This is a genomic window from Pseudopontixanthobacter vadosimaris (assembly GCF_012979275.1).
Lineage (GTDB): Bacteria > Pseudomonadota > Alphaproteobacteria > Sphingomonadales > Sphingomonadaceae > Pseudopontixanthobacter > Pseudopontixanthobacter vadosimaris.
The window spans coordinates 40,768-67,139 of record NZ_JABASZ010000042.1 but is presented as its reverse complement, the minus strand read 5'-3'; the positions used below and the strand labels follow the sequence as shown (position 1 = coordinate 67,139).

General features: G+C 62.6%; 21 protein-coding genes. 12 read left to right on the top strand and 9 right to left on the bottom strand.

Features of this window, described 5'->3' with window-relative positions:
• Positions 1-2 precede the first annotated feature (2 nt).
• Together argS and HG250_RS11850 are read right to left on the bottom strand one after the other, a co-directional pair.
• Positions 3-1,760: an arginine--tRNA ligase gene (gene argS / locus HG250_RS11855; protein WP_240957106.1), complete on the bottom strand. Its 1,758-nt coding sequence runs from the start codon at positions 1,758-1,760 to the stop codon at positions 3-5.
• An 81-nt stretch (positions 1,761-1,841) separates the two neighbouring features.
• A complete protein-coding gene (locus tag HG250_RS11850; protein WP_170005544.1) occupies positions 1,842-2,501 on the bottom strand; it encodes a hypothetical protein in 660 nt (219 codons plus the stop codon).
• A gap of 75 nt (positions 2,502-2,576) precedes the next feature.
• On the opposite strand from HG250_RS11850, the gene ispH reads away from it, so the two are divergent.
• The 3 genes from ispH to rnhA are packed head-to-tail and all read left to right on the top strand — an operon-like array spanning position 2,577 to position 5,068.
• Complete coding sequence (gene ispH, locus HG250_RS11845; protein ID WP_170005543.1) at positions 2,577-3,569, top strand: 4-hydroxy-3-methylbut-2-enyl diphosphate reductase; 993 nt, start codon at positions 2,577-2,579, stop codon at positions 3,567-3,569.
• 18 nt (positions 3,570-3,587) lie between these two features.
• Complete coding sequence (thrB, locus tag HG250_RS11840; RefSeq protein WP_170005542.1) at positions 3,588-4,628, top strand: homoserine kinase; 1,041 nt, start codon at positions 3,588-3,590, stop codon at positions 4,626-4,628.
• Entirely contained in the window at positions 4,625-5,068 is a 444-nt protein-coding gene (gene rnhA, locus HG250_RS11835; RefSeq protein ID WP_170005541.1) for a ribonuclease HI, read from the top strand. The genes thrB and rnhA overlap by 4 nt, the downstream gene beginning before the upstream one ends.
• Positions 5,069-5,088: 20 nt before the next feature.
• Here rnhA and HG250_RS11830 read toward each other — a convergent pair whose 3' ends face one another.
• The gene (locus HG250_RS11830; RefSeq protein WP_170005540.1) at positions 5,089-6,207 is read right to left on the bottom strand and encodes an NAD(P)/FAD-dependent oxidoreductase; all 1,119 of its coding nucleotides are present in this window, start codon (positions 6,205-6,207) and stop codon (positions 5,089-5,091) included.
• Entirely contained in the window at positions 6,204-7,229 is a 1,026-nt protein-coding gene (locus HG250_RS11825) for an alpha/beta fold hydrolase (RefSeq protein ID WP_240957105.1), read from the bottom strand. The genes HG250_RS11830 and HG250_RS11825 overlap by 4 nt, the downstream gene beginning before the upstream one ends.
• A gap of 115 nt (positions 7,230-7,344) precedes the next feature.
• Between HG250_RS11825 and HG250_RS11820 the strand changes: the two genes are divergently transcribed.
• From HG250_RS11820 to HG250_RS11790, 7 genes are all read left to right on the top strand, one after another.
• Complete coding sequence (locus HG250_RS11820) at positions 7,345-7,863, top strand: prepilin peptidase (RefSeq protein ID WP_170005539.1); 519 nt, start codon at positions 7,345-7,347, stop codon at positions 7,861-7,863.
• An 87-nt stretch (positions 7,864-7,950) separates the two neighbouring features.
• A complete protein-coding gene (gene cpaB, locus HG250_RS11815) occupies positions 7,951-8,982 on the top strand; it encodes a Flp pilus assembly protein CpaB (RefSeq protein WP_170005538.1) in 1,032 nt (343 codons plus the stop codon).
• Between the two features lie 91 nt (positions 8,983-9,073).
• Positions 9,074-10,735: a type II and III secretion system protein family protein gene (locus tag HG250_RS11810; protein WP_170005607.1), complete on the top strand. Its 1,662-nt coding sequence runs from the start codon at positions 9,074-9,076 to the stop codon at positions 10,733-10,735.
• Positions 10,736-10,751: 16 nt separating this feature from the next.
• On the top strand, positions 10,752-11,444 hold the full coding sequence (locus HG250_RS11805) for a CpaD family pilus assembly protein (RefSeq protein ID WP_240957104.1): 693 nt from the start codon (positions 10,752-10,754) through the stop codon (positions 11,442-11,444).
• A gap of 2 nt (positions 11,445-11,446) precedes the next feature.
• Entirely contained in the window at positions 11,447-12,733 is a 1,287-nt protein-coding gene (locus HG250_RS11800; RefSeq protein WP_170005537.1) for a pilus assembly protein CpaE, read from the top strand.
• 109 nt (positions 12,734-12,842) lie between these two features.
• Entirely contained in the window at positions 12,843-13,814 is a 972-nt protein-coding gene (locus tag HG250_RS11795) for a type II secretion system F family protein (RefSeq protein ID WP_170005536.1), read from the top strand.
• A gap of 16 nt (positions 13,815-13,830) precedes the next feature.
• Positions 13,831-14,847: a type II secretion system F family protein gene (locus HG250_RS11790; RefSeq protein ID WP_170005535.1), complete on the top strand. Its 1,017-nt coding sequence runs from the start codon at positions 13,831-13,833 to the stop codon at positions 14,845-14,847.
• Between the two features lie 53 nt (positions 14,848-14,900).
• Here the strand turns inward: HG250_RS11790 and HG250_RS11785 are convergent, their stop codons facing one another.
• From HG250_RS11785 to HG250_RS11765, 5 genes are all read right to left on the bottom strand, one after another.
• Positions 14,901-15,395: a MarR family winged helix-turn-helix transcriptional regulator gene (locus tag HG250_RS11785; RefSeq protein WP_170005534.1), complete on the bottom strand. Its 495-nt coding sequence runs from the start codon at positions 15,393-15,395 to the stop codon at positions 14,901-14,903.
• A gap of 110 nt (positions 15,396-15,505) precedes the next feature.
• Positions 15,506-16,375: a phosphorylase family protein gene (locus tag HG250_RS11780; RefSeq protein ID WP_170005533.1), complete on the bottom strand. Its 870-nt coding sequence runs from the start codon at positions 16,373-16,375 to the stop codon at positions 15,506-15,508.
• Positions 16,368-17,237, bottom strand: coding sequence for a crotonase/enoyl-CoA hydratase family protein (locus tag HG250_RS11775; protein ID WP_170005605.1), 870 nt, complete (start codon positions 17,235-17,237; stop codon positions 16,368-16,370). Before HG250_RS11775 ends, HG250_RS11780 begins: the two co-directional genes overlap by 8 nt.
• Positions 17,238-17,268: 31 nt before the next feature.
• Positions 17,269-18,051: an SDR family NAD(P)-dependent oxidoreductase gene (locus HG250_RS11770; RefSeq protein WP_170005532.1), complete on the bottom strand. Its 783-nt coding sequence runs from the start codon at positions 18,049-18,051 to the stop codon at positions 17,269-17,271.
• 43 nt (positions 18,052-18,094) lie between these two features.
• A complete protein-coding gene (locus HG250_RS11765) occupies positions 18,095-19,264 on the bottom strand; it encodes an acetyl-CoA C-acetyltransferase (RefSeq protein WP_170005531.1) in 1,170 nt (389 codons plus the stop codon).
• Between the two features lie 362 nt (positions 19,265-19,626).
• Between HG250_RS11765 and HG250_RS11760 the strand changes: the two genes are divergently transcribed.
• Together HG250_RS11760 and HG250_RS11755 are read left to right on the top strand one after the other, a co-directional pair.
• Complete coding sequence (locus HG250_RS11760; RefSeq protein WP_170005530.1) at positions 19,627-22,587, top strand: TonB-dependent receptor domain-containing protein; 2,961 nt, start codon at positions 19,627-19,629, stop codon at positions 22,585-22,587.
• 458 nt (positions 22,588-23,045) lie between these two features.
• Complete coding sequence (locus HG250_RS11755) at positions 23,046-26,285, top strand: TonB-dependent receptor domain-containing protein (RefSeq protein WP_170005529.1); 3,240 nt, start codon at positions 23,046-23,048, stop codon at positions 26,283-26,285.
• Positions 26,286-26,372: the final 87 nt, after the last annotated feature.

The following is a 26,372-nucleotide window of genomic DNA, read 5'->3' as shown; positions in this document are numbered from 1 at the left end:
GGTCACATCTCCTCGACAGGTTCGACGCCCAATATAGCAAGACCGTTACGAATCACTTGCGCTACCTGCGATACCAGGAAAAGCCGCGCTGCCGTCAGATCGCGATCGGCGGTGATGACACGCTTCGCCGCATCGTCATTGCCGGCATTCCAATAGGCATGGAAGGCCGCCGCCAGATCGTAAAGATAGAAGGCGATCCGATGCGCCTCGCGCGCCTGGGCCGCCGCTTCCACGATGCGGGGGAACTGTGCCGCCTGTTTCACCAGCGCGAGATCCGCCGGGCCGAGCAGGTCGCTGTTGTCGCCCGCGGATGTGATGCCTTCGGCAGCAGCCCGGCGCAAAGTGGAATGGATGCGCGCATTGGCATATTGCACGTAGAAGACAGGGTTGTCCTTCGACTGTTCGATCACTTTCGCAAAGTCGAACTCCATCTGCGCTTCGGGCTTCCGCGTCAGCATGGTGAAGCGCACGACATCCTTGCCGACCTCCTCCACCACCTCGGCCAGGGTGACGAAATTACCGGAGCGCTTGGACATCTTCACCGGTTCGCCGTCGCGGAGCAGATTGACCATCTGCACCAGCTTGACGTCGAAGTGGATCGCGCCGCCCTTCCCTTCGGAAAGTGCGGCCACGGCGGCCTTGATCCGCTTGACCGTACCCGAGTGGTCGGCCCCCCAGATATCGATCAGCGCGTCGGCATCCTCCGCCTTCTGCATGTGATAGGCGAGGTCGGCCCCGAAATAGGTCCACTTCCCGTCCGATTTGCGGATGGGGCGATCCTGATCGTCACCGAATTTCGTGGAGCGGAACAGCGGCAGTTCCACTGGCTCCCAATCGTCGGGCGTCTTGCCCTTGGGTGCTTCGAGAATTCCGTCATAGACCAGGTCGCGGCTTCGCAGCCATCGTTCGGCCGCCTCCGGCTTCCCGGCCTGCTGCAACTTCGCTTCCGAAGCGAAGACGTCATGATGAATGCCCAGCAGGGCGAGATCCTGCCGAATCAGATCCATCATCGCGGCTACCGCCCGGTCGCGGAAGACGGGCAGCCACTCCTGCTCGGGCGCGGAGACATACCGCTTGCCGAGTTCTTCGGCCAGGGCCTTGCCCACGGGCCGCAGATAGTCGCCGGGATAAAGACCCTCGGTTATCGCCCCGATATCCTCGCCCAACGCCTCGCGGTAGCGCAGATGTGCGCTGCGGGCGAGGGTGTCGACCTGCGCCCCGGCATCGTTCACGTAATATTCGCGGATCACCTCGTGGCCTGCATATTCGAGCAATGCCGCCAGCGCATCGCCGACCACGGCCCCCCGGCAATGGCCCATATGCATCGGCCCGGTGGGATTGGCCGAGACATATTCGATATTCACCCGCTGCCCCTCGCCCATGTCGGAGCGGCCGTAATCGTCGCCAAGCGCAGCGATGGCAGCCACTTCCTCGCGCCAGGTCGATTCCGCGAGGCGAAGATTGATGAATCCCGGCCCCGCGATGTCGGCGCTTTCCACATCGGCGTCGCGGTCCAGCTTCTCGATGATCTTCGCGGCTAGTTCGCGCGGATTGGTGCGGGCCTGCTTCGCCAGCACCATCGCGGCATTGCTGGACAGATCGCCATGCGTCGCATCGCGCGGCGGCTCCACGGTCACGCCGGTGCGCGGCGTATCCGGCGGCAGATTGCCTTCCATCTCGAGCGCGGACAGGATCGCATCCAGCTTTTCCGCGAAAGCGGCGTGGACGGTATTGCGGCGGGGCATCTGTTGCTTGGACATGGCCCCGCGCCTAGCCCAAGCGCAATGTTTCGCAAAGCCCCGACGAAAGGAGCACAGGCTACCCGGTCAGCGAATCGCCGATCAGCGCGTTGCGTTATAGGCCAGTTGCTCTTCGGTAAGCTGGAAGCCGACCAGCAGTTCGAAACTCGCCCGCTGCAGCGCCGCGCGAACTGCGGGATCGGCCAGCGGATCCAGCGCCGCATCGGCATCGCCGGGGCGGCGGCGGCGGGTGATCTGTGCGCGAATGTCATCCGGCAGGGTCGCGGCCGCGCGGTCGATGAAGGCACCCGCCGTGGCCATGGCCTCCGCGCGTTCCTGCCCGTCGGCAAAATCGATGCGGACCGTTCCCACCCGCTTCGACACCACCTGGCTTCCGCCCCGCAGCACCGTGGAGAAATAGGGCAGTTCCACACTGCGGGCACCGCGCGCATCGGCGCGGCGCGCCTGCACGGCGAAGCTGGCCTCGGAATAGATCCTGTCGCCCGTGTCGTTGCAGGTGCTGCGAACGTTGGTGATCGCGGCAGTCACATCGAGATCGCTGACGGTGCGCGAATCCGGGCTGCGGAACGTCGTGATATTGCCGGTGTAATCGGGCACGCCCACCGCCGGGCAGGCGCTGCGAACCGCCGATATGCCGACGGCCTCGCCCAGCACGAGGTCGCCATCCTTCGCGCATCCCGCCAGGGCTGCACCGGCGGCAAATACACTGATAAGGCGAAAAGATGCGGTCTTCGGTGTCATCTGCGGCGAAATCCTCGAAATCCTGATGGCGCGCAGCCCTAGCGGTGCTTGGGCGAAAGGGCTAGGGGGGGATGCATGAACGCTCCCTTGCAGAATACGCCCCGCCAGGCCGGAGGCATTGCCACGGGCGGCAAGCCCGCCCTTACCCTGCTGATTGCCGCACCGCGCGGCTTCTGCGCGGGCGTGGATCGGGCGATCGAGATCGTCGAGCGCGCCATCGAGCGATACGGCGCACCGGTCTATGTTCGCCACGAGATCGTGCACAACAAATTCGTGGTGGACAGCCTGCGGGCGAAAGGCGCCGTCTTCGTCGAGGAACTCGAAGAGGTTCCGGACGGCGCGCCGGTGGTGTTCAGCGCGCATGGCGTGCCGAAATCGGTTCCCGCCGAAGCCGACCGGCGCGGGCTCGATTATCTGGACGCCACCTGCCCGCTGGTCAGCAAGGTGCATCGCCAGGCCGAACGGCAGATCGAGGCGGGGCGGCATATCGTCTTCATCGGCCATGCCGGTCACCCCGAGGTGATCGGCACCATGGGCCAGGTGGCACGGGGCGAGATGACGCTGGTGGAAACCCTGGACGATGTTGCGGCGCTGGAATTCTCATCCGGGGACGAACTGGCCTTTCTGACCCAGACCACCCTGTCCGTCGACGATACCGCCGCGATCGTGGAAGCCCTCAGGCGCAAGTTCCCGCATATCGTCGGACCCAAGGCCGAGGACATCTGCTATGCCACCTCGAACCGGCAGGCGGCGGTCAAGGCGATTGCCCCCGGCAGCGATCTGGTGCTGGTGATCGGTGCCACCAATTCATCCAATTCCGTCCGCCTTGTCGAGGTTGCCATGCGCTGCGGCACGACTGCGCGGCTGATCCAGAGGGCTGGCGATATCGAACCGGAGTGGCTGGACGGCGTCGGGACGATCGGCCTGACGGCCGGTGCCTCGGCCCCGGAAACCCTCGTCCGCGAAGTCGTGGACAGGCTGGCCGAGTGGCGCGAGGTGGAGGAACATACCCTCGTCACCGCCGAGGAAAAAATGGTGTTCAAGCTGCCTCGCCAGCTGCTGGACTGATTGGCGAGGCTAGCTGACATGGCCGTCTATACGCATCTCGGCGCGGAAGACCTCGCCGCCATCGTTACTCATTACGATGTGGGGGAACTTGTCTCCGCCAAGGGCATCGCCGAAGGGGTGTCCAACAGCAACTGGCTGATCGAAACCACCGGGTCTGCCGCGCAGCGGGTGCCCGGCCCGGACATCGATGCGAATCGCGCAGGCAACCGTTTCATCCTGACGATGTATGAAAAGCGGATCGACCTGGCGGATTTGCCGTTCTTTCTGGGCCTGCTCGACCACCTGTCTGCCAAGGATCTTCCGGTTCCGCGCACGATCCACGACAGGGATGGAGCCGCGTCGCGGATGGTGAATGGCAAGGCAGTCGCATTGATCGAATATCTTCCCGGCCTTTCGGTCGACCAGCCCACCCCCGCACAGGCGCGCGCGGTGGGAGTGGAACTGGCGCGGCTGCATATCGCCAGCCGCGATTACGGCGAAACGCGGACGAACGATCTCAAGCCGGCCGACTGGCGCGCCCTGTTCGACAGCTGCGGCACGGATAATCTGCGTAAGATCGATCCGGCGCTGACCGGCCTAGTCCGCATGAAACTCCCCGAACTGCGCGCAAAATGGCCGAAGGATCTGCCCCGCTCGATCATCCATGCCGATCTGTTCTGCGATAACGTTCTGATGCGCGGCGACCAGGTCGCGGGGATGATCGATTTCTATTTCGCCTGCAACGACATGGTTGCCTATGATTTCGCGGTGACTCACGCGGCATGGTGCTTCACTCCGGACGGGCAGACCTTTGACCCCGAGGTGTCCGCCGCGCTGCGCGGGGGATACGAGAGCATCCGTCCCTTTTCGGCCGAGGAACGCGCTGCCCTGCCGGTGCTGGCGCAGGGTGCCTGCATGCGCTTCATCGCGACACGCGCCTACGACTGGCTCCATGGTGAGGAAGGTGCGATGGTGAAGCGCAAGGATCCGATGGATTTCGCGCGGCGGCTGCAATTCTATGCGCAGAAAGGGGCGAAGCTCTTTTCGGCGGACGTTCCGACGGGCACATTGGTCACATGAAACATGTCGAGATTTTCACCGATGGTGCGTGCAAGGGCAATCCCGGCCCTGGCGGCTGGGGTGCATTGCTGCGGCTTGGCGCGCATGAGAAGGAACTGTCGGGCGCGGATCCGGCAACCACGAACAACCGCATGGAACTGACCGCCGCGATCCGCGGGCTTCAGGCCCTGATCGAACCCTGCGAAGTAACCCTTTATTCGGACAGCAAATATGTGCTGGACGGCATGACAAAGTGGATCGCGGGCTGGCAGAAGCGCGGCTGGATCAACGCCAGCAAGAAACCGGTGCGCAATGCCGATCTGTGGCACGAGTTGATTGCCGCCGCCGCCATGCATGATGTCGACTGGCGCTGGGTGAAGGGCCATTCCGGCCATCCGGAAAACGACCGCGTGGACCGTCTGGCCAGCGACGCGGCCGATTCGGTCGCATCGGCCAGATGAGGCCGGGCAGATGAGGGTCGTCAGATAAGCCTGTCGGGCGCGTAGGCTTCGGCCTGCGAGGGCGAAATGCCGTTTCGCTCCGCGCATGACGCATTTTCCGTCCGCTCCCCGAGCAAATGGCGCGCCATCAGTCTCGCGGCCGCGGGTGCCGTCTGGATGCCGAAGCCGCCCTGCCCTGCAAACCATGCAAAGCCGGGGCAGCGGGGGTCGCGGCCATAGACCGGCAGCCGATCGGGGGCGAAGCTGCGCAAACCGGCCCATCTGCGCTCCACCGCCTCCACCTGCCAATCAGTGACGGACCCCAGCCGGTCGATCGCCAGCGCCACGTCCCACTCCTCCGCCGCCGCATCGACGGGGGCACTCGGCGTCTCGTCATGCGGGCTGAGCCAGAGGCGGCCATGCTCGGGTTTGAAATAGAAACGGCCGGCGATGTCGAGCACCAGCGGCATTCGCGGTGAGGGTTCGGGCGAAAGTCGCAGCTGCGCCACGGTGCGGCGCAGCGGCGTGATCCCCAGCGGCCCGATACCTGCCATCCTGGCCAGTTCGTCGGCCCATGCCCCGGCGGCATTGACGACGGTATCGGCAAGAACGTGCATCCCGCGAAACGAGGAAAGCCGCCAGCCCCGAGCATCGCTCTCGATGGATGCGATACGCTGCGCGTGGCGGAACACGGCCCCTGCCTCCCGCGCGATTTTCAGATAATGCTGGTGCAGCCCCGCCACGTCGATATCGGCGCAGAAGGGCTGCAAGAGGCCCAGGGTCCACTCGGCCTTCAGCCCCGGAACCATCGCGCGAAGTGCAGGTATCTCCAGACGTTCCAGCGTGGCATCGGTGGCGGCGAAGCGATCCACGAAGCTGCCGATCAATGCTGCGTCTCTGTCGCGGCCGATGTATAATGCGCCGCGTTCATGCAGGAATCCATTGTCGCGAAGATAGGCGCCCGACGCGGTGGTGAGCGGCAATATCTGCGGCCCGCCATAACATTCTTCCCAGAAGGCAGCGGAACGGCCGGTCGCGTGATAGCCGGGCTGGTCTTCCGCCTCCAGCACCACGACGCGGGCAAAGGGTGCCAGTTCAGCGGCGAGGCTCGCGCCTGCCATTCCCGCGCCGACAATCGCGAAATTGAACCTGTCGCTCAAGCCGCTTCCTCGTCGGCCTGCCCGCGCCGACCGGTCGATATGCGGGCCAGGAACTCATCGATGCGCGCCATGGCACGGTTTCGCACCTCGTCCACCTCCCGCAGGATTTCATGCCGTGCCTCTGCGCCGAAGCGAAGCAATTCGCCATGCGGCAATCGGCGCGCGGCTGACCTTATCGCCTTCCACCCGACCAGCCGGTCATTGTCGGTGGCGACGATCAGCACGGGAATACCGATTTCTTCGAGCACACCAGGAGCGGCGAGATCGCGCATGGAACGGTAGGCCCGCTCGACCCAGCGCCAGCTACCCGGCCCCATGACGAGTTCCGGCCGGTGCTTGCGCCACCAGGCCTCGTCCGCATAGCGCTCCCGGTCATGAGTCAGCAGTTTTTCACGGCTGGCGGGCATCTCGCCCGGCTTTTCGCTCCACTTCCAGGCTGGCCGCGCGGGATTGCCGAGGGCTGCCATCATGCGCGCGGCCAGATGCATCAGCCCATCGGGCGCGGCGCTGCCGGTAAACCCCAGCATCGGAGCGGACAACACCAGAGCATCGGGGTCCACCCGCCCTTCCGCCACTGCGCGAAGCGCCAGATGCCCGCCCATGGAATGGCCGATCAGGACGTGAGGAGCGGGATTGCGACCAGCCCATTCGCGCCAGAACGCAGCCAGATCGTCGATCCACACCGAAAAATCCTCGATATGGCCGGTCACCGGATCGATCCCCAGCCGGCCCGATCCTGCCTGCCCGCGCCAGTCCATAGCCGTTACATTCCAGCCGGCGCGATACCAATCCTCCAGGGATTCCAGATTTTTTTCGTAATGATCGCCGCGCCCGGGAAGGAACAGGATCGACCCGCGCGGGCAGCTTTCCTTCGGCGGCTCAGGCAGCCAGTCGATGCGGCGAATGCGATGCCCGTCCGCCGCAATCCACACATCCTCTGCCGCATGGCGAGGAATGGCGCGGCGGTCTATCGGCAGTACCGCGTGCTTCGGCCCCGCTGGCCCGGCCTTCATCTGATCCATCTGGCTAATGGCGTTCTCCCGGCCCTTGAAACGCCCCCCCGGCCTGTCCTTGGTTACTAATTGGTAAGCACTGACCTGTAGCACAGCCCTCATCGAGGCGACCGTGGGGGGTCACGTGCTTAGCGAATATCTTCAATACGGCCTGCTCGCCGGCTTGGCAATTGCGCTGCTGATCGCTGCCTTCACCGACATTCGCTGGCGGCAGATCGATAACCGCCTGAATGCAGGCATTGCGCTGGGCGCTCCGCTTTACTGGTGGGCAAGCGGTCTTTCGCTGTGGCCGGGCGTCGCCATCCAGATCGGCATCGCCGCCGCCGCCTTTGCCGTGCTGGTCGCCCTGTTCGCGATGCGGATGATGGGCGGCGGCGACGTCAAGCTGCTGACGGCCCTGGCCCTGTGGATCGAACCATCCTGGTTCATGAAGCTGCTGATCATCATGGCGCTGGTGGGCGGCGTCCTGACGCTGGTTGTCGGGGCATGGCATGTCGCCCGGCGGCAGAAGGATCGCCTTCAGATACCCTACGGCGTTGCGATCGCCGCCGCCGGCATCTGGGTACTGGGAACGCATTATCTGCCTGCGGCGGCGCCGAACGTTCAGAATTCAACGGTTTCCACCGACGCGCTGCTTGGGTGAACCCGTTCTTAACCATTCGACCGTTAGTGATGAAAACCAAGATGGCCGGAAACGATTGCCGGTCAGAAACAGGGGGCTTGATAAGCCATGGACAGGAAGAAGCTGGTATTGCTGCTGGGGGCGCTGATCATCGCGGTCGCTACGGCTGTCGCAGCGCGGAGCATTTTTGCAGGGGCCAGCGCCCCGCAGGCGGAAGCGGTCGCAGTACCCGTCGGGCCCAAGGTCCTGGTTGCCCAGCGGGGTCTGCCCGTCGGCACCATCGTCACGGCCGATGCCGTCGGTTTCCAGCAATGGCCCGAAGGTCTGGTGCAGGACGCCTATTTCATCGACGGTGAGGCAGATATGGCAAAGCTGCTGGGTACGGTCGTGCGCCACCCCATCACTGCCGGCGAACCGGTAACGCAGGGCTCGCTCGTCGCTCCCGGCGATCGCGGCTTCCTTGCAGCGGCTCTCGGCCCCGGCATGCGCGCCGTGACCGTCCCGGTTTCCGCCAAGACCGGCGTCGGCGGCTTCGTCTTTCCGGGCGACCGGGTCGATCTGGTGCTGACACAGACCGTCAAGGGCAACGAGGGTACCGACCTCAAGACCTCGGAGACGATCCTCAGCAATCTTCGCGTTCTCGCGACCGACCAGTCCACCACGCAGGAAACGGTCGAGGGCAAGACCGTCGTCCGCGCCTTCCGCACGGTCACGCTGGAAGTCACGCCCAAGATCGCCGAGAAGGTGGCGGTGGCACAGACCATCGGCACGCTCAGCCTGTCGCTCCGCTCCATCGCCGACAGCCAGAGCGATCTGGAACGGGCGATTGCCGAAGGCGTCGTGAACATCCCCGACAACGCCACGCCCGAAGAAGAGGAACGCCTGCTGCGCTCGGCCATGTCCCGGCCCAGCGACAAGGCGGCGACTTTCGTGACCGGCGGCGATGTCTCGCGCTTCCAGCGCCGGTCGATGCCCGCGATGACCAGTTCCCGGCCCGAGCCGGTGACGATTGCCGCGCCGTCCATGGGCGTTCCGACGCAAGTCTCGTCAAGGGCCGGATCGGCCCCGGTCCACACCGGACCGACGGTCCGCGTGACGCGGGGCAAGGAAACCACAGAAGTACCGGTCGGAACCAGGTGACATGAACCGCACCGCGATGAAACTCCGCCGCAAGAAGGCAGGGGCCGCCAGGCCAGCCGCCACCTATGCCGCCATCAACAGGGGCACGACGATGAAACGCCGCCTTACCGCCAAATTGCTGCCGCGGGCCATCGTGGCCGGTATCGCCTTCGCTCCGCTCGCGGCGCTGACCGCACCGGTCGCTCAGGCCCAGTCGGTCGTCCGCCCGTCGCAGGATATCGTCCTGTCCATCGGCCGGGGCGAGCTGGTGACCGTGTCGGGCACCATGGCCGACGTTTTCGTCGCGAATGAGGACATTGCCGATGTGCAGGTGAAATCGCGCAACCAGCTCTATGTCTTCGGCAAGAACGGCGGCGAGACCACGATCTACGCCAGCAATGCCGGCGGCGATGTGATCTGGGCCGCGAATATCCGCGTCGGATCGAACATCGACAGCGTCGACCAGATGCTCGGCCTGGCCATGCCCGAAGCCAGGATTTCCGTGGCGACCATGGGCAACAACACCGTTCTGCTGACCGGAACCGTGGCCGCGCCCGAAGACGTGGCCGAGGCCGAACGGCTGGTCCAGGCTTTCCTGGGGGATGATGCGAATGTCATCACCCGCTTGAAGATGGCGACGCCGCTGCAGGTCAATCTGCAGGTTCGCTTCGCCGAAGTCAGCCGGTCTCTCGTCCGTGAAATCGGTGCCAATCTGCAGACCCGCGACAACACCGGCGGCTTCATGTTCGGCGTCGGCCGCGGCCGGGATTTCGGCACGATTGGCAATATCGATGTTTCCGACCTCCCGCTGGTCGATGCGTCCAGCCTGTATGGCCTGCCGCCGGGAAGCCTCGACCTGCCTTTCGACCCGCAGACCGGCAAGTTCGTCACGGGCGGCAAGGCGATCACTACCAAGCGCGCTTCGCCCGAGAAGACGGCGATCAGCCTTGCCGGTGAATTGTTCGGGCTGGACGTTGCTGCCGCTTTCGACCTTGCCGAACGCGTGGGCCTGGTCACCACCCTCTCGCAGCCCAACCTCACCGCGCTTTCCGGCGAAACGGCAGATTTCCTTGCCGGCGGCGAATTCCCCATCCCCATCAGCCAGGGCCTGGGCACGACGGCAATCGAATACCGGAAATATGGTGTCAGCCTGGCCTACACGCCCACGGTTCTCGCCAATGGGCGCATTTCGATCCGCGTGGCGCCCGAAGTGTCGGAACTGTCGAACCAGGGCGCGGTCACGCTGAACGGCTTCCAGGTACCGGGGCTGACGATCAGGCGGGCGGAAACCACGGTCGAGCTCGGCTCGGGCCAGAGCTTCATGATCGCCGGCCTAATGAGCAACAACAGTCAGAACACCATCGAGAAGGCGCCCGGTCTTGGCGATGTGCCGATCCTCGGCAATCTGTTCCGCTCCACCGATTACCGCAGGGGCGAAACCGAACTCGTCATCGTCGTCACCCCCTATCTGGTAAACCCCGTGAATGCGAGTGACATCGCCCTGCCGACGGACGGCTTCCGCGCAGCCAATGATGCACAGCGCCTGCTGGGGTTCAGGGAAAACGACGGGGTGAGCGGCGCCAGCCGCCCGATGCCGACGGCGCGGGAAAGCGAAGTGCCGGCAGGACCGGCAGTGAGCAGCGTCGATCCCGCCGCCCTTGTCCCGGCCCAGAGCGGTACGGACAGATCCAGCCGCCGCGCCGAACGCAGGCGCAAGGGCAACCGCACGGCCGAGGCCGGGCCTGCCCCCGCCCCGGGCTTCAGCTTCAATTGAGTAGAGGTGAATGACGATGATCCTATCCGACACCAGATCAGGCACCGGTTCCGGCGACGGCCGCGGACGGCGTCTCGCCATGGCGGCCCTGGCCCTCACGGCAAGTCTCGGCCTCGCTGCCTGCGGGGGAATGCCCGACAATCGCAGCCTCTATTCGGTAAAGCAGCCGGTGGTCGAACGCACCAATTACACGCTGGACGTGTACACCGGCCCCGGCGGGTTGCCAGTGAATGAACAGAGGCGGCTGGCCGGCTGGTTCGATGCCATGAACCTGCGCTATGGCGACAGGATCTCGATCGACGATCCGATGCAGAGCCAGGCAACACGCAATGCCATTGCCGAACTGGCCGGGCGGCGCGGCATCCTGATCAGCGAAGGTGCTCCGGTCACGGCCGGTTACGTCGATCCGGGGCAGACGCGCGTGATCATCACCCGCTCGACCGCCTCGGTTCCGGGGTGCCCCGACTGGGAGGTCAAGTCCGACGCCAATTACAACAATGGTACGCACCCGGGTTACGGCTGCGCCATCAACACCAATCTTGCCAGCATGGTCGCCAATCCGGAAGATCTGATCGCAGGTCAGACCGGCACGGGCGAAACGGTAATCCACACTTCCACCAAGGCGATCAGCAGCTACCGCGATCAGGCCCCCACCGGCGAAGGCGGCCTTAACAAGAGCAGCAGCGCGAGCGGTGCAGGAGGGAATTGACCATGAATGCTCCCTGGAAAGCCGGCCTGCCCGCCAATCGCGACCCTTTCGCCGCCTATATCTGCGACGAGAACGCATTGGACGCCCTGCGCCCGGTCGTCATCGAAATGGGCTGGCAGCCTGAAAAATGCAACAAGGGCGGGCTGCGGAACGCGGTCCAGTCCCTGTCGGTCAGCGCCAGCCCGAACATCCTGATGGTCGACCTTTCGGAAAGCGGCGACCCGCTGAACGATATCAATTCGCTGGCGGAAGTCTGCGAACCCGGCACGATCGTCATCGCCATGGGCCAGGTCAACGACGTGCGGCTCTACCGCGACCTGCTCGCCAGCGGCATTCACGATTACCTGCTGAAACCCCTGTCGGCCGGCCAGCTGCGCGATGCGCTGAACGGCGCGCAGGCGGTGTTCAACGCGCCCAAGGCATCCGATCCCGATGCGGGCAAACGCCATATCTCCACGGCCGTCGTCGGCACGCGCGGCGGGGTCGGCGCCTCCATGCTGGCGACATCGCTGGCCTGGACATTCAGCGCGGACCAGAAACTGCCGACCGCCCTCCTCGATCTCGACGTGCATTTCGGCACCGGGGCGCTGGCGCTCGACCTTGAACCAGGCCGCGGATTGACCGATGCGATCGACAATCCAAGCCGTATCGACGGATTGTTCATCGAAAGGGCGATGATCAGGGCCAACGACAATCTCGCCATCCTGTCGGCAGAGGCGCCGATCAGCGCTCCGCTGATGACCGATGGGTCCGCCTTCGTGCAGCTGGAGGAGGAATTCCGCCACGCGTTCGAAATGACGGTGATCGACCTGCCGCGCAACATGCTGATCAATTTCCCGCATCTGCTGAGCGATGTGAACGTGGTGGCGCTGATGACGGACATGACGCTGGCCTCGGCCCGCGACACTATTCGCATCCTGTCATGGCTGAAGACCAACGCCAGCCACGCCCATCCGCTGATCGTTGCAAACAAGGTGCAGTCGGGCGTCACGGAAATCAGCAAATCGGATTTCGAGGCCAGTATCGAACGCAAGATCGACTTCCATATCCCCTATGACCTCAAGGCCGCGACCAATGCGGCGAAGCTGGGGCAGACCTTCTTGGATGCGAACCGCAGCAGCAAGGCAGCCGGCGTCATCCGTCAGGTGGCGGACCGCATAATCGGCGCCAGCGACGAGGATGCAGAGGTGGGCGAGCCCGAAAAGAAGAGTCTGCTTTCCAGCTTCGACCTGAAGTCGCTGCTGGCGAAGAAGGACAGGAAGCCCGCAGCCGAAAAGATCGCGGGATAGATACGAGGTTTGCGGGCGGCGGGTCCTGTTTGCCGCCGCCCGCATCACCCCCGACGCCGGCCCGAGGCTGGCGTCGGGGCCTGGCGACAATGAAAGGCGGAACGACAGCATGACCATCATCCAGCTCCTGCTGGTAAGCGGCGGACTGATGGCAATCCTGGCCATCGGCTATGTGCTGCTGGCCGGCCCTTCCGCATCCAGGGAAAGCCAGCGCCGGCTGCAGGCCGTCCGTTATCGCCATTCCGAAAGCACGGACACGAAGGTCGAATCGCAGCTGAAGAAAGCCATCGCGGCGCGCAAGCCCAAGATGCACCGCATCGCCGGGTCGGCCAGCAAGGCCGAGGCGCTCGCCATGCGGCTGGACCGCACGGGCAAGGGATGGACGGTGCAGAACTATCTTTATGCGTCGCTCGGTCTGGCGCTGGTGGTATCTGTCATTCTGTTCCTGCGTTCGGGCTCCGCCGCCCTGTCGCTGGGTGTCGGCGCGGTGGTCGGGCTTGGCCTGCCGCATATGGTGGTGAACTTCTTCATCAAGAAGCGCACCAACGGCTTCAACAGCAAGTTTCCCGATGCCATCGAACTGCTGGTGCGCGGCCTGCGTTCGGGTTTGCCGGTGACAGAGACGCTGAGCGTCGTCGCACAGGAACTGCCCGGCCCCGTGGGGCAGGAATTCAAGGGCATTACCGAGCGGATCAAGATCGGCCGGACGATGGAGGAATCGCTTCAGGAAACAGCCGACAGGCTCGGCATCGCGGAATTCAACTTCTTCTGCATTACCCTTGCCATCCAGCGCGAAACGGGCGGCAACCTGGCCGAAACCCTGTCGAACCTCGCCGATGTCCTGCGGAAACGCGCGCAGATGAAGCTGAAGATCAAGGCGATGAGTTCGGAATCCAAGGCCTCGGCCTACATCGTCGGCGCGCTGCCCTTCATGGTTTTCATCATGATCTGGTGGATCAATCCGGATTATCTTGCCGGCTTCTTCGAGGAGGACCGACTGATCGTGGCCGGCATGGGCGGCCTCGTCTGGATGTCCATCGGCGCATTCATCATGGCCAAGATGGTCAGCTTCGAAATCTGAAGACGGGATCCAGCCAATGTTCAACAGTTCAGACGGTCCGACCCTTCTCGGTGTCGATGTCATCATGGTCGGAACCCTCCTTGCAGGGGTGGCGGCCATGGCGGTGATGCTGGCGATCTATGCCGCCGTGACCGTGAAGGATCCGATGGCCAAGCGAGTGAAGGCGCTGAATTCGCGGCGCGAGGAACTGAAGGCGGGCATCGTCAACAGCACCAGCCGAAAACGCACCAGCCTGGTCCGCAGGAGCGACAAGACCGAACGGGTCAAGGGCACGCTGACGGGCATGAAAGTCCTGCAGCAAAGCCAGGTCGACGTGATCCAGCAGAAGCTGGCGCATGCCGGCTATCGCAACAAGGAACTGGCCGTTCTGGTCATCGGTGCCCGGCTGATCGCGCCGGTAATCCTCGGTTTCATCGGCCTGATGCTCTTCTATGTCTCCGACATGTTCGCCGACTGGAGCGACTTCAAACGCTTCGCAGCTTTCGCCGCCATGGTTCTGGCCGGCTACAAGGGTCCGGAACTGTTCCTGAAGAACAAGGCGGGCAAGCGGACGTTGGAAATCCGCAAGGGCCTGCCGGATGCGCTCGATCTGCTGGTGATCTGCGCGGAAGCGGGCCTGACGGTCGATGCCGCATTCAACCGCGTCGCCAAGGAACTGGGGCGGGCCTATCCCGAACTGGGGGACGAATTCGCCCTCACCGCCATCGAGCTTTCCTTCCTGACCGAACGCAAGCAGGCCTTCAACAATCTGGCCTATCGTGTCGACCTGGAGTCGGTGAAGGGCGTGGTGACCACCATGGTCCAGACCGAAAAATACGGCACGCCGCTGGCGTCTGCTCTGCGGGTGCTCTCGGCCGAATTCCGCAACGAACGCATGATGCGGGCGGAAGAAAAGGCCGCGCGACTGCCCGCCATCATGACGGTGCCGCTGATCCTGTTCATCCTGCCGGTGTTGTTCATCGTCATTCTCGGCCCCGCCGCCTGCTCCATCAGCGATGCTTTCGCCGCCCAGCCGGGCAGCGGCGGCGGCTAGGCCGGAGCAGAAGAAATCAGGCGGATCGGATCGGGATCAGGGCAGCACAAGGGTCAGGCTCCGGCGTCGTAATCGGCACCGGGGCCGATCCGTTCCGCCTGTTCGCGCATTCTTTCCAGTAATTCGCGCAGCACCGCCTGCTCCGCCTCGTCAAAGGGTTCGAACAGGCGGCGCTCGATCGCACGGGCCAGCGGCATGATGCGCGAATGCATCGCCTTGCCCTCGCCCGTAAGCACCAGATGATGCGATCGGCCATCGCGCGGGTTCGGTGCGCGGGTCAGCAATCTGCGACTTTCCAACTGCTTGCAGGCACGGTTGACCGCCACCTTGTCCATGCGGATCAGCGCCGTCAGTTCACGCTGCGTCAGCTTGCCGGCATCGCCGAGCACGGCCATGACCCGCCATTCGGTGACTTTCAGCCCAAAGCGGCTTCGGTAGGCCTCGGCTATGCGGTCGCTGACCGCATTGGCGGCGGTGGAAAGCTGATAGGGAAGGAATTCCGCCAGGCCAAGGCGCGGAACTTTGTTTGGGTTTTCGGACGCTTCCATGAAAATGGTTTCTAACGAAACCTGTTCACTTGGCAAGACGCGCGTGAAGGTGCGTTTAGGTCCGGGGGCGGAGGTGGATTGAGGGCGCGCGCCTCGTTGGCGAGACCGTCCTAGCCAAGCACCCGGCCAGCAACGGCATCGAGCCGCGCCACCAGCCTCGCATCCCGTTTATCGGGCGTCGTGATGATGGCATGTTCCAGTGCCGTATCGGCCGGGGCCGGCGACCGGTCCTGCGGCAGCAGGTCGGCCAGGGCGCGCAGCGTGTCCATGCCCCTTGCGGCATTGGCGCTCAGCACCGCCAAGATATCGGGCGCTTCGACGCCGGCCTCGCCGTCGCGCCAGCTGTCGTAATCCGTCACCATGCCGAGCAGCGCGTAGGGCAGCTCCGCCTCGCGGGCGAGTCGCGCCTCCGGCATCCCGGTCATGCCGATGATATCGCCGCCCCAGTCCCGGAACATCCGGCTTTCGGCGCGGGTGGAAAATTGCGGCCCTTCTATTGCGACATAGGTGCCGCCGCGGTGCAGCTTCGCGCCGGCCGCCTCGGCAGCATCGCCCGCCAAAGTAGCGAAACGGTCGCAGACCGGGTCGGCCAGCCCGACATGAGCGACGCAGCCGGGTCCGAAGAAGCTGCGTTCGCGCCCTGCCGTGCGGTCGATGAACTGATCCACCGCGACCACATCGCCCGGCGCCATCGCTTCGCGCAGGGAGCCCACGGCGGATATGGCGAGAACGTCGGTTACGCCGCACCGCTTCAGGACGTCGATATTGGCGCGGTAATTGACGGCATCGGGCGTCAGCCTGTGGCCTGCGCCATGCCGCGAGAGGAAGGTGAAGCGCACATTGCCCAGAAAGCCTGTCGTGACCGGCCCTGATGGGTCGCCGAAAGGCGACTGGACAGTAATCTGCTGCGCATCTTGCAGCAGATCGGCATCGTAGAGCCCCGACCCGCCGATGACCCCGATATGCCAGGCGTTACTCATACCCGGGCTCATCCCACCAGGGATAGAAGTCGGGCATGTCCGTCGACACGCTATCCCTGAAATCCGCCTCTCGCTTTTCGAGGAAGCTGGCGACACCTTCCCGCGCGTCTCCGCTGCGCGACAGACGATAGATGGCGCGGCTGTCGATCCGGTGCGCCATCATCGGGTGCGGCTGTGCGGACAGCCGCCAGAGCATGGCCCGCGTCATCGCAATCGATACGGCGGAGGTATTGTCGGCGATCTCGCTTGCCAGTTCGCAGGCAGCTTCCATCAATTCGCCGGGTGCATGGACGGAACGGACCAGCCCGTGTTCCAGCGCTTCCTGCGCGCCGAATATACGGCCTGTCATGCACCATTCCATCGCCCGGCTGATACCCACCAGCCGCGGCAGAAACCAGCTGGACGCCGCTTCGGGCACGATGCCCCGCCTTGCGAAGACGAAGCCGAAACGGGCGTTCTCCGATGCAAGGCGAAAGTCCATCGGCAATTGCATGGTGGCACCGACCCCGACCGCCACGCCGTTACACGCGGCGATCAGCGGCTTCTTGGACCGGAAAAGGCGGAGGGTCAGCCTGCCTCCGCCGTCGCGCACCCGTTCGTCGGCAAGATCCGCCACCTCTGCCGCGCTCGCGAACGGCGCATTACCGTCTGCCGGGGACAGATCGGCACCGGCGCAGAAGGCCCGGTCGCCCGAACCGGTAAAAATCACCGCCCTCACCGCATCGTCAGCGTCGCTTTCGTCGAGCGCCGCCGTGATCTCACCCATCATGTGCCTGGTATAGGCGTTGAGCTTTTCGGGTCGGTCCAGCGTCAGGATCGCCAGCTTCCCCCGCCGTTCGTAACGGATCTGCGAATAGCCCATCGCCTCTACCTCCAGTTCGATGTCGGTCGGATCAGCGCGGCGCCATGCGGATCGCACCGTCGAGGCGGACATCCTCGCCGTTGAAATAGCCATTCTCGATCATCGTCATGGCAAGGTGGGCATATTCCTCCGCATTGCCGAGCCGCTTGGGGAAGGGAACCGACTGCGCGAGTGCATCCTTCACCTGCGGCGGTGCGGCATTCATCAGCGGCGTGTTGAAGATGCCGGGCAGGATCGTATTCACCCTGATGCCCTCGCTCATCAGGTCGCGGGCGATCGGCAGGGTCATGCCGACCACGCCGCCCTTCGACGCGGAATAGGCGGCCTGGCCGATCTGGCCATCTTCCGCCGCGACCGAAGCGGTGTTGACAATGGCCCCGCGTTCGCCGTCTTCCATCGGATCGAGCGTCATCATCCCGGCCGCCGCTTTGGCGATGCAGCGGAAAGTGCCGACAAGGTTGATCTGGATGATGAAGTTGAACGCATCAAGGGGGAAGTGGCTGATCGACCCATCTTCCTTGTTGCGGCGCGCGGTCTTGATCGCATTGCCGGTGCCGGCGCAGTTCACCAGCACACGTTCCTGCCCATGCGCCTCGCGCGCCTTGGCAAAGCCTGCATCGACGCTGGCTTCGTCGGTCACATTGACCTCGCAGAAGATCCCGCCGATTTCCCTGGCGAGCGCCTGACCCTTCTCTTCCTGCAGGTCGAAAAGTGCGACCTTCGCGCCTTGCGCGGCCAGTGCCCTCGCCGTGGCGGCACCCAGGCCCGATGCGCCGCCGGTGACGATGGCGGAAACATTGCTGTCGATCTTCATGGCTTGTCCTCTTTGGTTTCGATGTTTGTCTTATCTGTCCGGATCACAGGCTCTCGACGATGGTGACATTGGCGACGCCGCCACCTTCGCACATCGTCTGCAGCCCGTATTTCTTGCCGTTCGCCTTCAATGCATGCAGCAATGTCGCCATCAGCTTCGTACCGGATGCGCCCAGCGGATGACCCAGCGCAATGGCGCCACCATGGATATTCAGGCGTTCGGGATCTGCGCCGACATGCTTCAGCCAGGCGAGCGGCACCGGGGCGAAGGCCTCGTTCACTTCGTAAAGGCCGATATCCTCGATCTTCATCCCGGCGCGCTCGAGGGCACGATCGGTCGCGAACAGCGGTTCCTCCAGCATGATGACCGGGTCGCCTGCCGTCACGGTGATGTTGTGGATGCGCGCCATGGGCGTCAGGCCCTGCTCCTTCAGCACGCGCTCCGACACGATCAGCGCCGCGCTGGAACCGTCGCAGATCTGGCTGCTGCTGGCGGCGGTCAGGCGCCCGTCTTCCGACAGCTTCTTCACCGCCGCAATGCTTTCCAGCGTCGCGTCGAAGCGGATGCCTTCGTCGATCCGGTGCGTTTCGGTCCCGTCGGGCGTCTCGATCTCGACAGGCACTATCTCCGCATCGAAAGCACCGCTGCGGGTGGCGGCAATCGCCTTCTCATGGCTGTGCAGGGCGAAGCGGTCGAGATCGTCCTTGGAGAAACCGTATTTCTCCGCGATCATTTCCGCGCCCTTGAACTGCGACCACATGATGCCGGGATATTTCTGCTCAAGCCCCGGCGATTTGTAATGCCCCATGCCCTCTTTCATATGCAGCGTGGCGGTGGAGCCCATCGGCACGCGGCTCATGCTCTCGATGCCGCTGGCGATGACGACGTCCTGCGTGCCGCTCATCACCGCCTGCGCCGCGAACTGGATGGCCTGCTGGCTGGAACCGCATTGCCGGTCGATGGTGACGGCGGGCGTGCTCTCGGGAAGCATCGAGGCGAGAACGGCATTCCGCCCCACCTGCATCGACTGCTCGCCAGCCTGGCTGACGCAGCCCATGATCACGTCCTCGACCGTGGCAGGATCGATCCCGCTGCGCTCGACGATGGCGTTGAGCGACCGGGCCGCCAGATCGACCGGATGAATCCCTGCAAGTCGCCCGCCCCGGCGCCCCCCGGCGGTGCGAACGGCATCGACGATATAGGCTGTGGTCATGTTCGGTCATCCTCTTGGCGTAATTTGGCGCATGGCGTAGCCAGCACCCCGCTACCGGTCAAGCAGGTTGCAACCTGCTACTCACCTGAATGATGCGCCTGCCGGCGGTTCGATCCCGCAGGAGGTCGGCCGGCCTCTGCGCTCGCTACCTGTTGCAACTGCGTTACACCCGGGAACCAATTTCGCGGCAGGACACGGTTCCCGCTTCCAATGAAGTGACGCCTCGGCCAGTAACCCCGCATCCGGGTGAATCTGACGGGAATCGCGGTGCGTGCATCGTCGTTCCGCGCTACTCACCGGGCGGGGTTACAGGCCCGTGATGCAGATTTGCCTTCACGGCGCAGTTACAGAGGGAAAGAACAATGAAGAAGTCGACATTCCTGGCAGCCGGTGCTGCCACGATCGCAATCAGTACGGTTCTCGCCGCACCTGCCTCGGCGCAGATCCAGCCCAGCGAGCAGAACGTCAACGAAAACGAAGCGACGCCGCCTGCCCAGCCGCTCGACACCATCGTCGTCACCGGCACGCGCCTGACCAACCCCAATCTCGAACAGTCCAGCCCCGTTTCGGTCGTGACGTCCGAGGAAATCAACCTGCGTCAGGCGACCGTCGCCGACGAATTCCTGCGCGAAGTGCCCGGCATCACGCCCAGCATCGGTGCACAGGTCAACAATGGCAATGGCGGTTCGACCTTCGTCGATCTGCGCGGGATCGGCCCCAACCGCAACCTCGTCCTGCTGAACGGCACCCGCGTGGTTCCCGCCAATCTCAACGGCCTCACCAATATCGACATTATCCCCGTCGCTCTGCTGAGCCGCGTCGATGTGCTGACCGGCGGCGCCAGCGCCACCTATGGTGCCGACGCGATCTCCGGCGTCGTCAACTTCATCACCAAGGATGATTTCGAAGGCGTCGATCTTTCCGCGACGCAGCAGCTCACCGAAGAAGGTGACGGCAGCACGCAGCGTATCGATCTGACGCTCGGTGCGAATTTCGAAGATGGCCGCGGCAACGCCGTTCTCAGCATCGGCTACACCGATCGCGAGACCATCTTCCAGGGCGACCGCGCCTTCTCCGTCGAGAACATCAGTTCCATCAGCGGCAATGCCGGCGGTTCGTCCACGGCCGTTCCGACCGTCATCACCGTTCCGGGCACCACCGGCGGCACGCTGCAGGTATCGCCCGATGGCAATTCGCTCGTGCCTTTCGACCGCCCCTTCAACTTCAACCCGTTCAACGTCTTCCAGCTGCCGCTCGAACAGTACCGCATGTACGGTTCGGCACGCTACGAAGTGCTCGACTCGGTCGAATTCTTCACCGAAGCGATGTTTGTCCAGAGCACCAACAGCACGATCATCGCCCCGTCGGGTACGTTCCGCAACGTCCTGACGACGCCGCTGTCCAATCCGTTCCTGAATGCCGGGATCCGCAACCAGATCTGCGGTCTTGATACGGATGGCGATACTGCAGGCGTCCAGCGCCTGTTCTCCCAGGCGCAGTGCGATGCGGCTGCGACTGCAACCGATCCGAACGATCCCGATTTCCTGACCGTCGATCTCGATTACGGTCGTCGTTTCGTCGAGTTCGGCACGCGTAACAACGAATATGAAACGCAGCTCTTCCAGTACAAGGGCGGTTTCCGCGGCAATTTGCTTGCCAACATGGATTACGAAATCTTCGGTGCCTATGGCGAAAGCGAGATCGATTCGCGCCAGAGTGGTAACGGGACCTTGTCGCGCCTGCAGCAGTCGGTCTTCTCGACCAACCGCAACACCTGCCTCGATGCGTCCAACGGCTGCGTTCCGATCAACCTGTTCGGTCCGCTCGGCAGCCTTACCCCTGCCGTTCAGGACTTCCTGGATGTCGGCAACTCGGCCAAGACGGAAACCAGCCTGACGCAGGTTCAGGGCTTCGTCGCGGGCGACTTCGGCTTTGCCGTTCCCTCCGCCATCACGCCCGTCAGCGTCGTCGCCGGCGTCGAATACCGCAAATACACGGCCGGAACGACTTCGGACCTGCTGACGCAGACTCCGGGCGAAGTGCTTGGCAACGGCGCAGCGCAGCCGGACTCCTTCGGTAAATATGACGTTCGCGAAGTGTTCGGCGAGCTGGCCATTCCGGTGCTGGAAAACACCTTCCTGCAGGAAGCGACCATCCTCCTCGGCGGTCGTATCTCGGATTATTCGTCGACGGGTACGGAATACACCTGGAAGGCCGGCGGTACCGCCACGATCCTTCCCGGCCTGCAGATTCGCGGTAATTATCAGAAGGTGACCCGCGCCCCGAATATCGGTGAATTGTTCGACCCGCAGGTCACCGGTCTCGACAATTTCGATACCGATCCCTGCGTCGGTGCAGCGCCTGCGGGCAATGCTGCCTTGCGCGCGGTCTGCCTTGCCCAGGGTGCACCGGCATCGAGCATCGGTTCGATCATCGTCGATCCCGCAGGTCAGGTTAACGTCACGACCGGCGGCAACCCAAATCTCGACGCCGAAGATGCAAACACCTGGACTGTCGGTGCGATATTCCAGCCGGACTTCTTCCGCGGCCTGTCGATGACGGTAGATTATTACAATATCGACCTCACCAACGCGATTACGAACCCGACCGTTGATAACGTGTTCGCCAACTGCTTCGGAGACAATTTCCGGACCAGCCCGACCGGCGACCCGGCCGACCCTGCTTGTCAGGCCATTCGCCGCAATCCGGCAACGGGTAATCTGTTCGGAAACGTGGGTACCACGCGTGGTATTCCTCTGGTTCTCACCAACCAGGGCCGTATCCAGACCGACGGTATCGACGTGGTCATCAATTATCAGCGGCAGCTCGGCTTCGCCGATCTCGGGCTGAATTTCGCGGGTAACTGGACCAATTCGAACACCTTCGACGCTGCTCAGGACGATGATACGAACATCATCTTCGAATGTGCGGGCTTCTTCGGTTCGAACTGCGGATCGATCATCCCCGAATTCTCGTTCACGCAGCGTACCACGCTAGGCTTCGGCGGAGCGGATCTGTCGCTTCTCTGGCGCTATATCGACGGTGTTGAACTCGAGGAATCGAACTTCAACCCGCAAGGTCAAGCACCCTTCCTGGACGAATTTGAATCGATCAGCTCGGAGCATTATTTCGATCTGACGGCGCGCTTCGACGTGTTCGAGAACTTCCAGTTCACGGTCGCTGCCATCAACCTGTTCGACAACAAGCCTCCGGTGGTCGGCAGCAACATCGGTTCGACATCGTTCAACAGCGGGAACACCTTCCCCTCGACCTACGACCCGCTGGGCCGCCGGTTCTCTGTCACGGGTCGCATCACCTTCTGATCGCAACCGCGACACCGAATTATAGAGCCAATAAGAGGGGCGCAGTTCCAGGACTGCGCCCCTTTTTTCGTCCTGAGAAAAGTACACGAACCGTCTGTTCGAGAGTTGTTTCGTATCGCGCGCCAGCGTCTTTCCAAAAGCAGGGTTACGTCCGGCAGATTGGCCCCAGGATTAATCGCGGCACGTCCGGCCCAATTGCCACCTGTCATCTGCACCTACGGAAATCGTCCTGGCCTGGCCTGCTGCGGGCGCACTCTCCAGCAGAAATGCACCGAGCTGCAGCCTTGTTGCACTGATGCCACAGCTTTTCCCTCAAGCGTTTACCGCAGCCGAACGGCATTGCGTAACGAAGTGCGCTGCTGCATTTCTGCGGCAGCTTAGGTCCCGCTTATCGCGGACCTCACTTGTTGATTATCGCTGGGCCGGGTCGCTCGGCTTCCTTGGGAAAATGGAAGATTATGATCAAGAATCTCAACATCACGGCGAAGGGCGCCCTGTTCACCGGCGCTGGCCTTGCCGCTCTGGCATTGGCAACCCCTGCCTCCGCTCAGGATACCGCTGTTGCATCTCCGCCGGTCGATTGCCCCGACTTCAACGACAATGGCATCTGCGACCCGGCAGAAACGCTGAGCAATGTGGATACGGCTGCTGAACAGCCGAATACCATTGTCGTCACCGGATCGCGAATCGCGCGGCCCAATCTTGAAGCGCAAGTCCCGGTGACTATCCTCACGGGTGAAGAATTCTTCGAGCAGGGCTCGATAAGCGTCGGCGATACATTGAACGATTTGCCGCAGCTGCGCAGCAGCTTCAGTCAGGCCAATGCCGGCCGGTTCCTTGGCACTACTGGTCTTAATCTTCTCGATCTTCGCGGGCTCGGCACGGCACGGACCCTGACCTTGGTCAATGGCCGTCGGCATGTGGCGTCGGACATCCTGTCCAACGGGACATCGGTTGACGTAAACACGATCCCGACTGATCTGATCGAACGCGTCGAGGTTGTCACCGGCGGCAATTCCGCGATTTACGGCTCAGATGCAATTGCAGGCGTGGTTAACTTCATTCTTCGCGATAATTATGAGGGCGTGCAATTCCGCGGCCATGCCAGCGTCAATGAAGAGGGTACTTTTCCCAGCCAGTATATCTCGGTGCTGGCAGGCCAGAACTTTGCCGACGGCCGCGGCAACATTACCTTGCATGGGGAATATGCCAATCAGGAACGTGTTTACGGGTCCGACGTCGGATTTCTTCGTCGAAACGACGGTTTCCTGACGATCGATACGGATTCGGGAACTAATCCTGACGGGTCCCCACTCAGTTCTGATGGGTTCCCCGACCGCGCCTTTTTCCGCAATATTTCCACCGCGAGCATCTTTTTCAATGGTCTCGTGCCGATTACCCGAGGCACCAACAGCCCCGAATGCGGAACCGGTCTTAACAGCGTTCCGTTCAATTGCACTTTTCTGTTTACCAGCGACGGACAGCTTGTGCCGCAAACGGGCACTCGCCTGGGCACCGGTCCGATCGGCAGCATTATCAACAGTAACGGCCAAACGGGTCGGGAAGGAACACTGCTGAGCGTCTTCCCGCAGCAGGAACGCTATAACGCGAACCTTCTTGCCCACTTCGAGCTGGCAGAAGCATTCGAACCGTTCATCGAAGCAAAGTATGTGCGCATCAATACACAGGGCCAGCAGTCCAGCCCGGCCTTCGTTCAAGGTGTGACGTTCGGCGACCGCCGTGAATTGGTCCGCCTCGACAACCCGTTCCTCAATCCGGCAGCGCGTAACCTGATTGCAGGCGAAATCCTGGAATCGGGATTTAACTCCAGCCTGGTTCGCCGCAATCCCCTGACAGACGCTAACAGGGCAGCTATCGCTGATGGCTCATATCGCTTCACGATAGCTCGTTCCCTGACCGACCTCGGCAACAGGGACGAAGCGTCCGAACGCGACGTTTACAGGATCGTGGGCGGTGTTCGCGGTCAGTTCAATGATGACTGGAGCTATGAAGTTTCGGCGAACTATGGCCGTGTTGATGAAAGCACGACGATTCTCGGGAACATCATTCCGCAGCGTTTCCTGCTTGCTCTTGATTCCGGAATTGATCCGGCGACAGGCCAGATTCGCTGCCGGTCGCAGTTCGACCCGACCGCAGCCGTCGAATACGGCCTCGAGGGCGACGCAGCTGCTCTGGCCGACGACATCGCCAATTGTGTTCCCTACAATCCGTTTGGCGCTCCGAACAACGCCGCAGCAGCAGATTACATCCTTGAAAACACCGTATCCGATGCCAGGCTCGAGCAGCTCGTCATCAGCGGTTTCGTTTCCGGAGATTCGAGCGGATTCTTCAACCTTCCCGGCGGCCCGATCGGCTTTGCAGTTGGTGCGGAGTATCGCCGTGAGGAACTGTTCTATCAGGCTGACCCGATCGTTGAGTCCGGACGCACCTTCTACAACGCCTTGCCGACCTTTGCCCCCGATCCTTTCGAAGTGAAAGAAGCGTTCGGCGAAATTCGTCTTCCGCTTCTGGCCGACCGCCCCTTCTTCAATGAACTGACGGTCAGTGGATCGGGCCGCGTATCCGATTATGAGGGTGAAGTCGGAACCGTTTACGCCTACAATGCCGGTGTCGAATGGTCGCCAATTCGAGACATTCGTTTCCGGGCCCAATATGGCCGCTCGGTTCGCGCACCGAATCTGACCGAAACATCGTTCCCGATTACCCAGAACTTTGCTCCGGGCTTCTCCGATCCCTGTCTGCCACAGAACATCAACAACTCACCAAATCGTGCGGCAAATTGCCGTGCAGATCTTGGGAACTTGCTGACCAACCCCCAGTTCGTAGCATTGCCGACATATTCGCTTGAAATCCTGAGTGGCAGCAACCCGAACCTGACTGAGGAAACTTCGGATTCCTATACTATTGGCGCAGTCCTTCAGCCACGTTTTCTACCCGGCTTCTCGTTTACTGCAGATTATTATGATATCAGCGTGGACGATGTCATTACCGCAGTGTCTGCTCAGACGCTGGTTGATACCTGCTACGACCTTCCCTCATTGGACAATCCGTTCTGCGCATTGATCAATCGTTTCCGCGGCCCAGGCACCGGACCCAATGATGAAGTTCCGGGGCAGATCCTGGATCAGAACCTGGTAGTGAGTGGAGTGAATTTTGCCGCTCGCACGGTCCGCGGGATTGATCTTGAGGCCGCTTATAGCCGACCCTTCGGCGCAGATAATGCGATCAGCACGCGGTTTATTTACACGCATCTTTTCGAGCGCAGCAATTTCGAATCTCCAACAGACCCGGACTTCGAGGACGTTGTTCTTGAAGAACTGGGTGACCCGCAGGATGAGTTCCGCTGGAATGTGGACCTGAAGCTCAATCGCTTCACCTTGGGCTACGAGATGCGGTATATCGGACCGATGTACCTTAATGAATTCGAAGATTTCAATAGCGTCAACGGAGATCCGCCGGCGAATGCCGACTATGCCGACATTCGCAAGTACTCCGAAACCTTCTACCACGATGTTCGCGTTGGATATGAGGTAAATGATCAGTTCGACTTCGACTTCGGTGTCGACAATGTCCTCGACACCAATCCGCCGCTGGGTTTGACCGGTATCGGTGGTGGCAGCGGCATATACCGTATCAAAGGTCGTACCTTTTACGCTGGTGTCCGTGCCGGGTTCTGATTGGTACTGACGATAAGAAGATGAAGGGGCCGGATGCCAATCCGGCCCTTTTTTCTTAAAGTTATGAAAATTGAAACTCATGGCAAG

Coding starts and splice junctions, on each gene's coding strand:
- argS (WP_240957106.1), bottom strand. CDS start 1,760: ATGTCCAAGCAACAGATGCCCCGCCGCAATACCGTCCACGCCGCTTTC.
- HG250_RS11850 (WP_170005544.1), bottom strand. CDS start 2,501: ATGACACCGAAGACCGCATCTTTTCGCCTTATCAGTGTATTTGCCGCC.
- ispH (WP_170005543.1), top strand. CDS start 2,577: ATGAACGCTCCCTTGCAGAATACGCCCCGCCAGGCCGGAGGCATTGCC.
- thrB (WP_170005542.1), top strand. CDS start 3,588: ATGGCCGTCTATACGCATCTCGGCGCGGAAGACCTCGCCGCCATCGTT.
- rnhA (WP_170005541.1), top strand. CDS start 4,625: ATGAAACATGTCGAGATTTTCACCGATGGTGCGTGCAAGGGCAATCCC.
- HG250_RS11825 (WP_240957105.1), bottom strand. CDS start 7,229: ATGGATCAGATGAAGGCCGGGCCAGCGGGGCCGAAGCACGCGGTACTG.
- cpaB (WP_170005538.1), top strand. CDS start 7,951: ATGGACAGGAAGAAGCTGGTATTGCTGCTGGGGGCGCTGATCATCGCG.
- HG250_RS11810 (WP_170005607.1), top strand. CDS start 9,074: ATGAAACGCCGCCTTACCGCCAAATTGCTGCCGCGGGCCATCGTGGCC.
- HG250_RS11805 (WP_240957104.1), top strand. CDS start 10,752: ATGATCCTATCCGACACCAGATCAGGCACCGGTTCCGGCGACGGCCGC.
- HG250_RS11800 (WP_170005537.1), top strand. CDS start 11,447: ATGAATGCTCCCTGGAAAGCCGGCCTGCCCGCCAATCGCGACCCTTTC.
- HG250_RS11795 (WP_170005536.1), top strand. CDS start 12,843: ATGACCATCATCCAGCTCCTGCTGGTAAGCGGCGGACTGATGGCAATC.
- HG250_RS11790 (WP_170005535.1), top strand. CDS start 13,831: ATGTTCAACAGTTCAGACGGTCCGACCCTTCTCGGTGTCGATGTCATC.
- HG250_RS11785 (WP_170005534.1), bottom strand. CDS start 15,395: ATGGAAGCGTCCGAAAACCCAAACAAAGTTCCGCGCCTTGGCCTGGCG.
- HG250_RS11780 (WP_170005533.1), bottom strand. CDS start 16,375: ATGAGTAACGCCTGGCATATCGGGGTCATCGGCGGGTCGGGGCTCTAC.
- HG250_RS11775 (WP_170005605.1), bottom strand. CDS start 17,237: ATGGGCTATTCGCAGATCCGTTACGAACGGCGGGGGAAGCTGGCGATC.
- HG250_RS11770 (WP_170005532.1), bottom strand. CDS start 18,051: ATGAAGATCGACAGCAATGTTTCCGCCATCGTCACCGGCGGCGCATCG.
- HG250_RS11765 (WP_170005531.1), bottom strand. CDS start 19,264: ATGACCACAGCCTATATCGTCGATGCCGTTCGCACCGCCGGGGGGCGC.
- HG250_RS11760 (WP_170005530.1), top strand. CDS start 19,627: ATGAAGAAGTCGACATTCCTGGCAGCCGGTGCTGCCACGATCGCAATC.
- HG250_RS11755 (WP_170005529.1), top strand. CDS start 23,046: ATGATCAAGAATCTCAACATCACGGCGAAGGGCGCCCTGTTCACCGGC.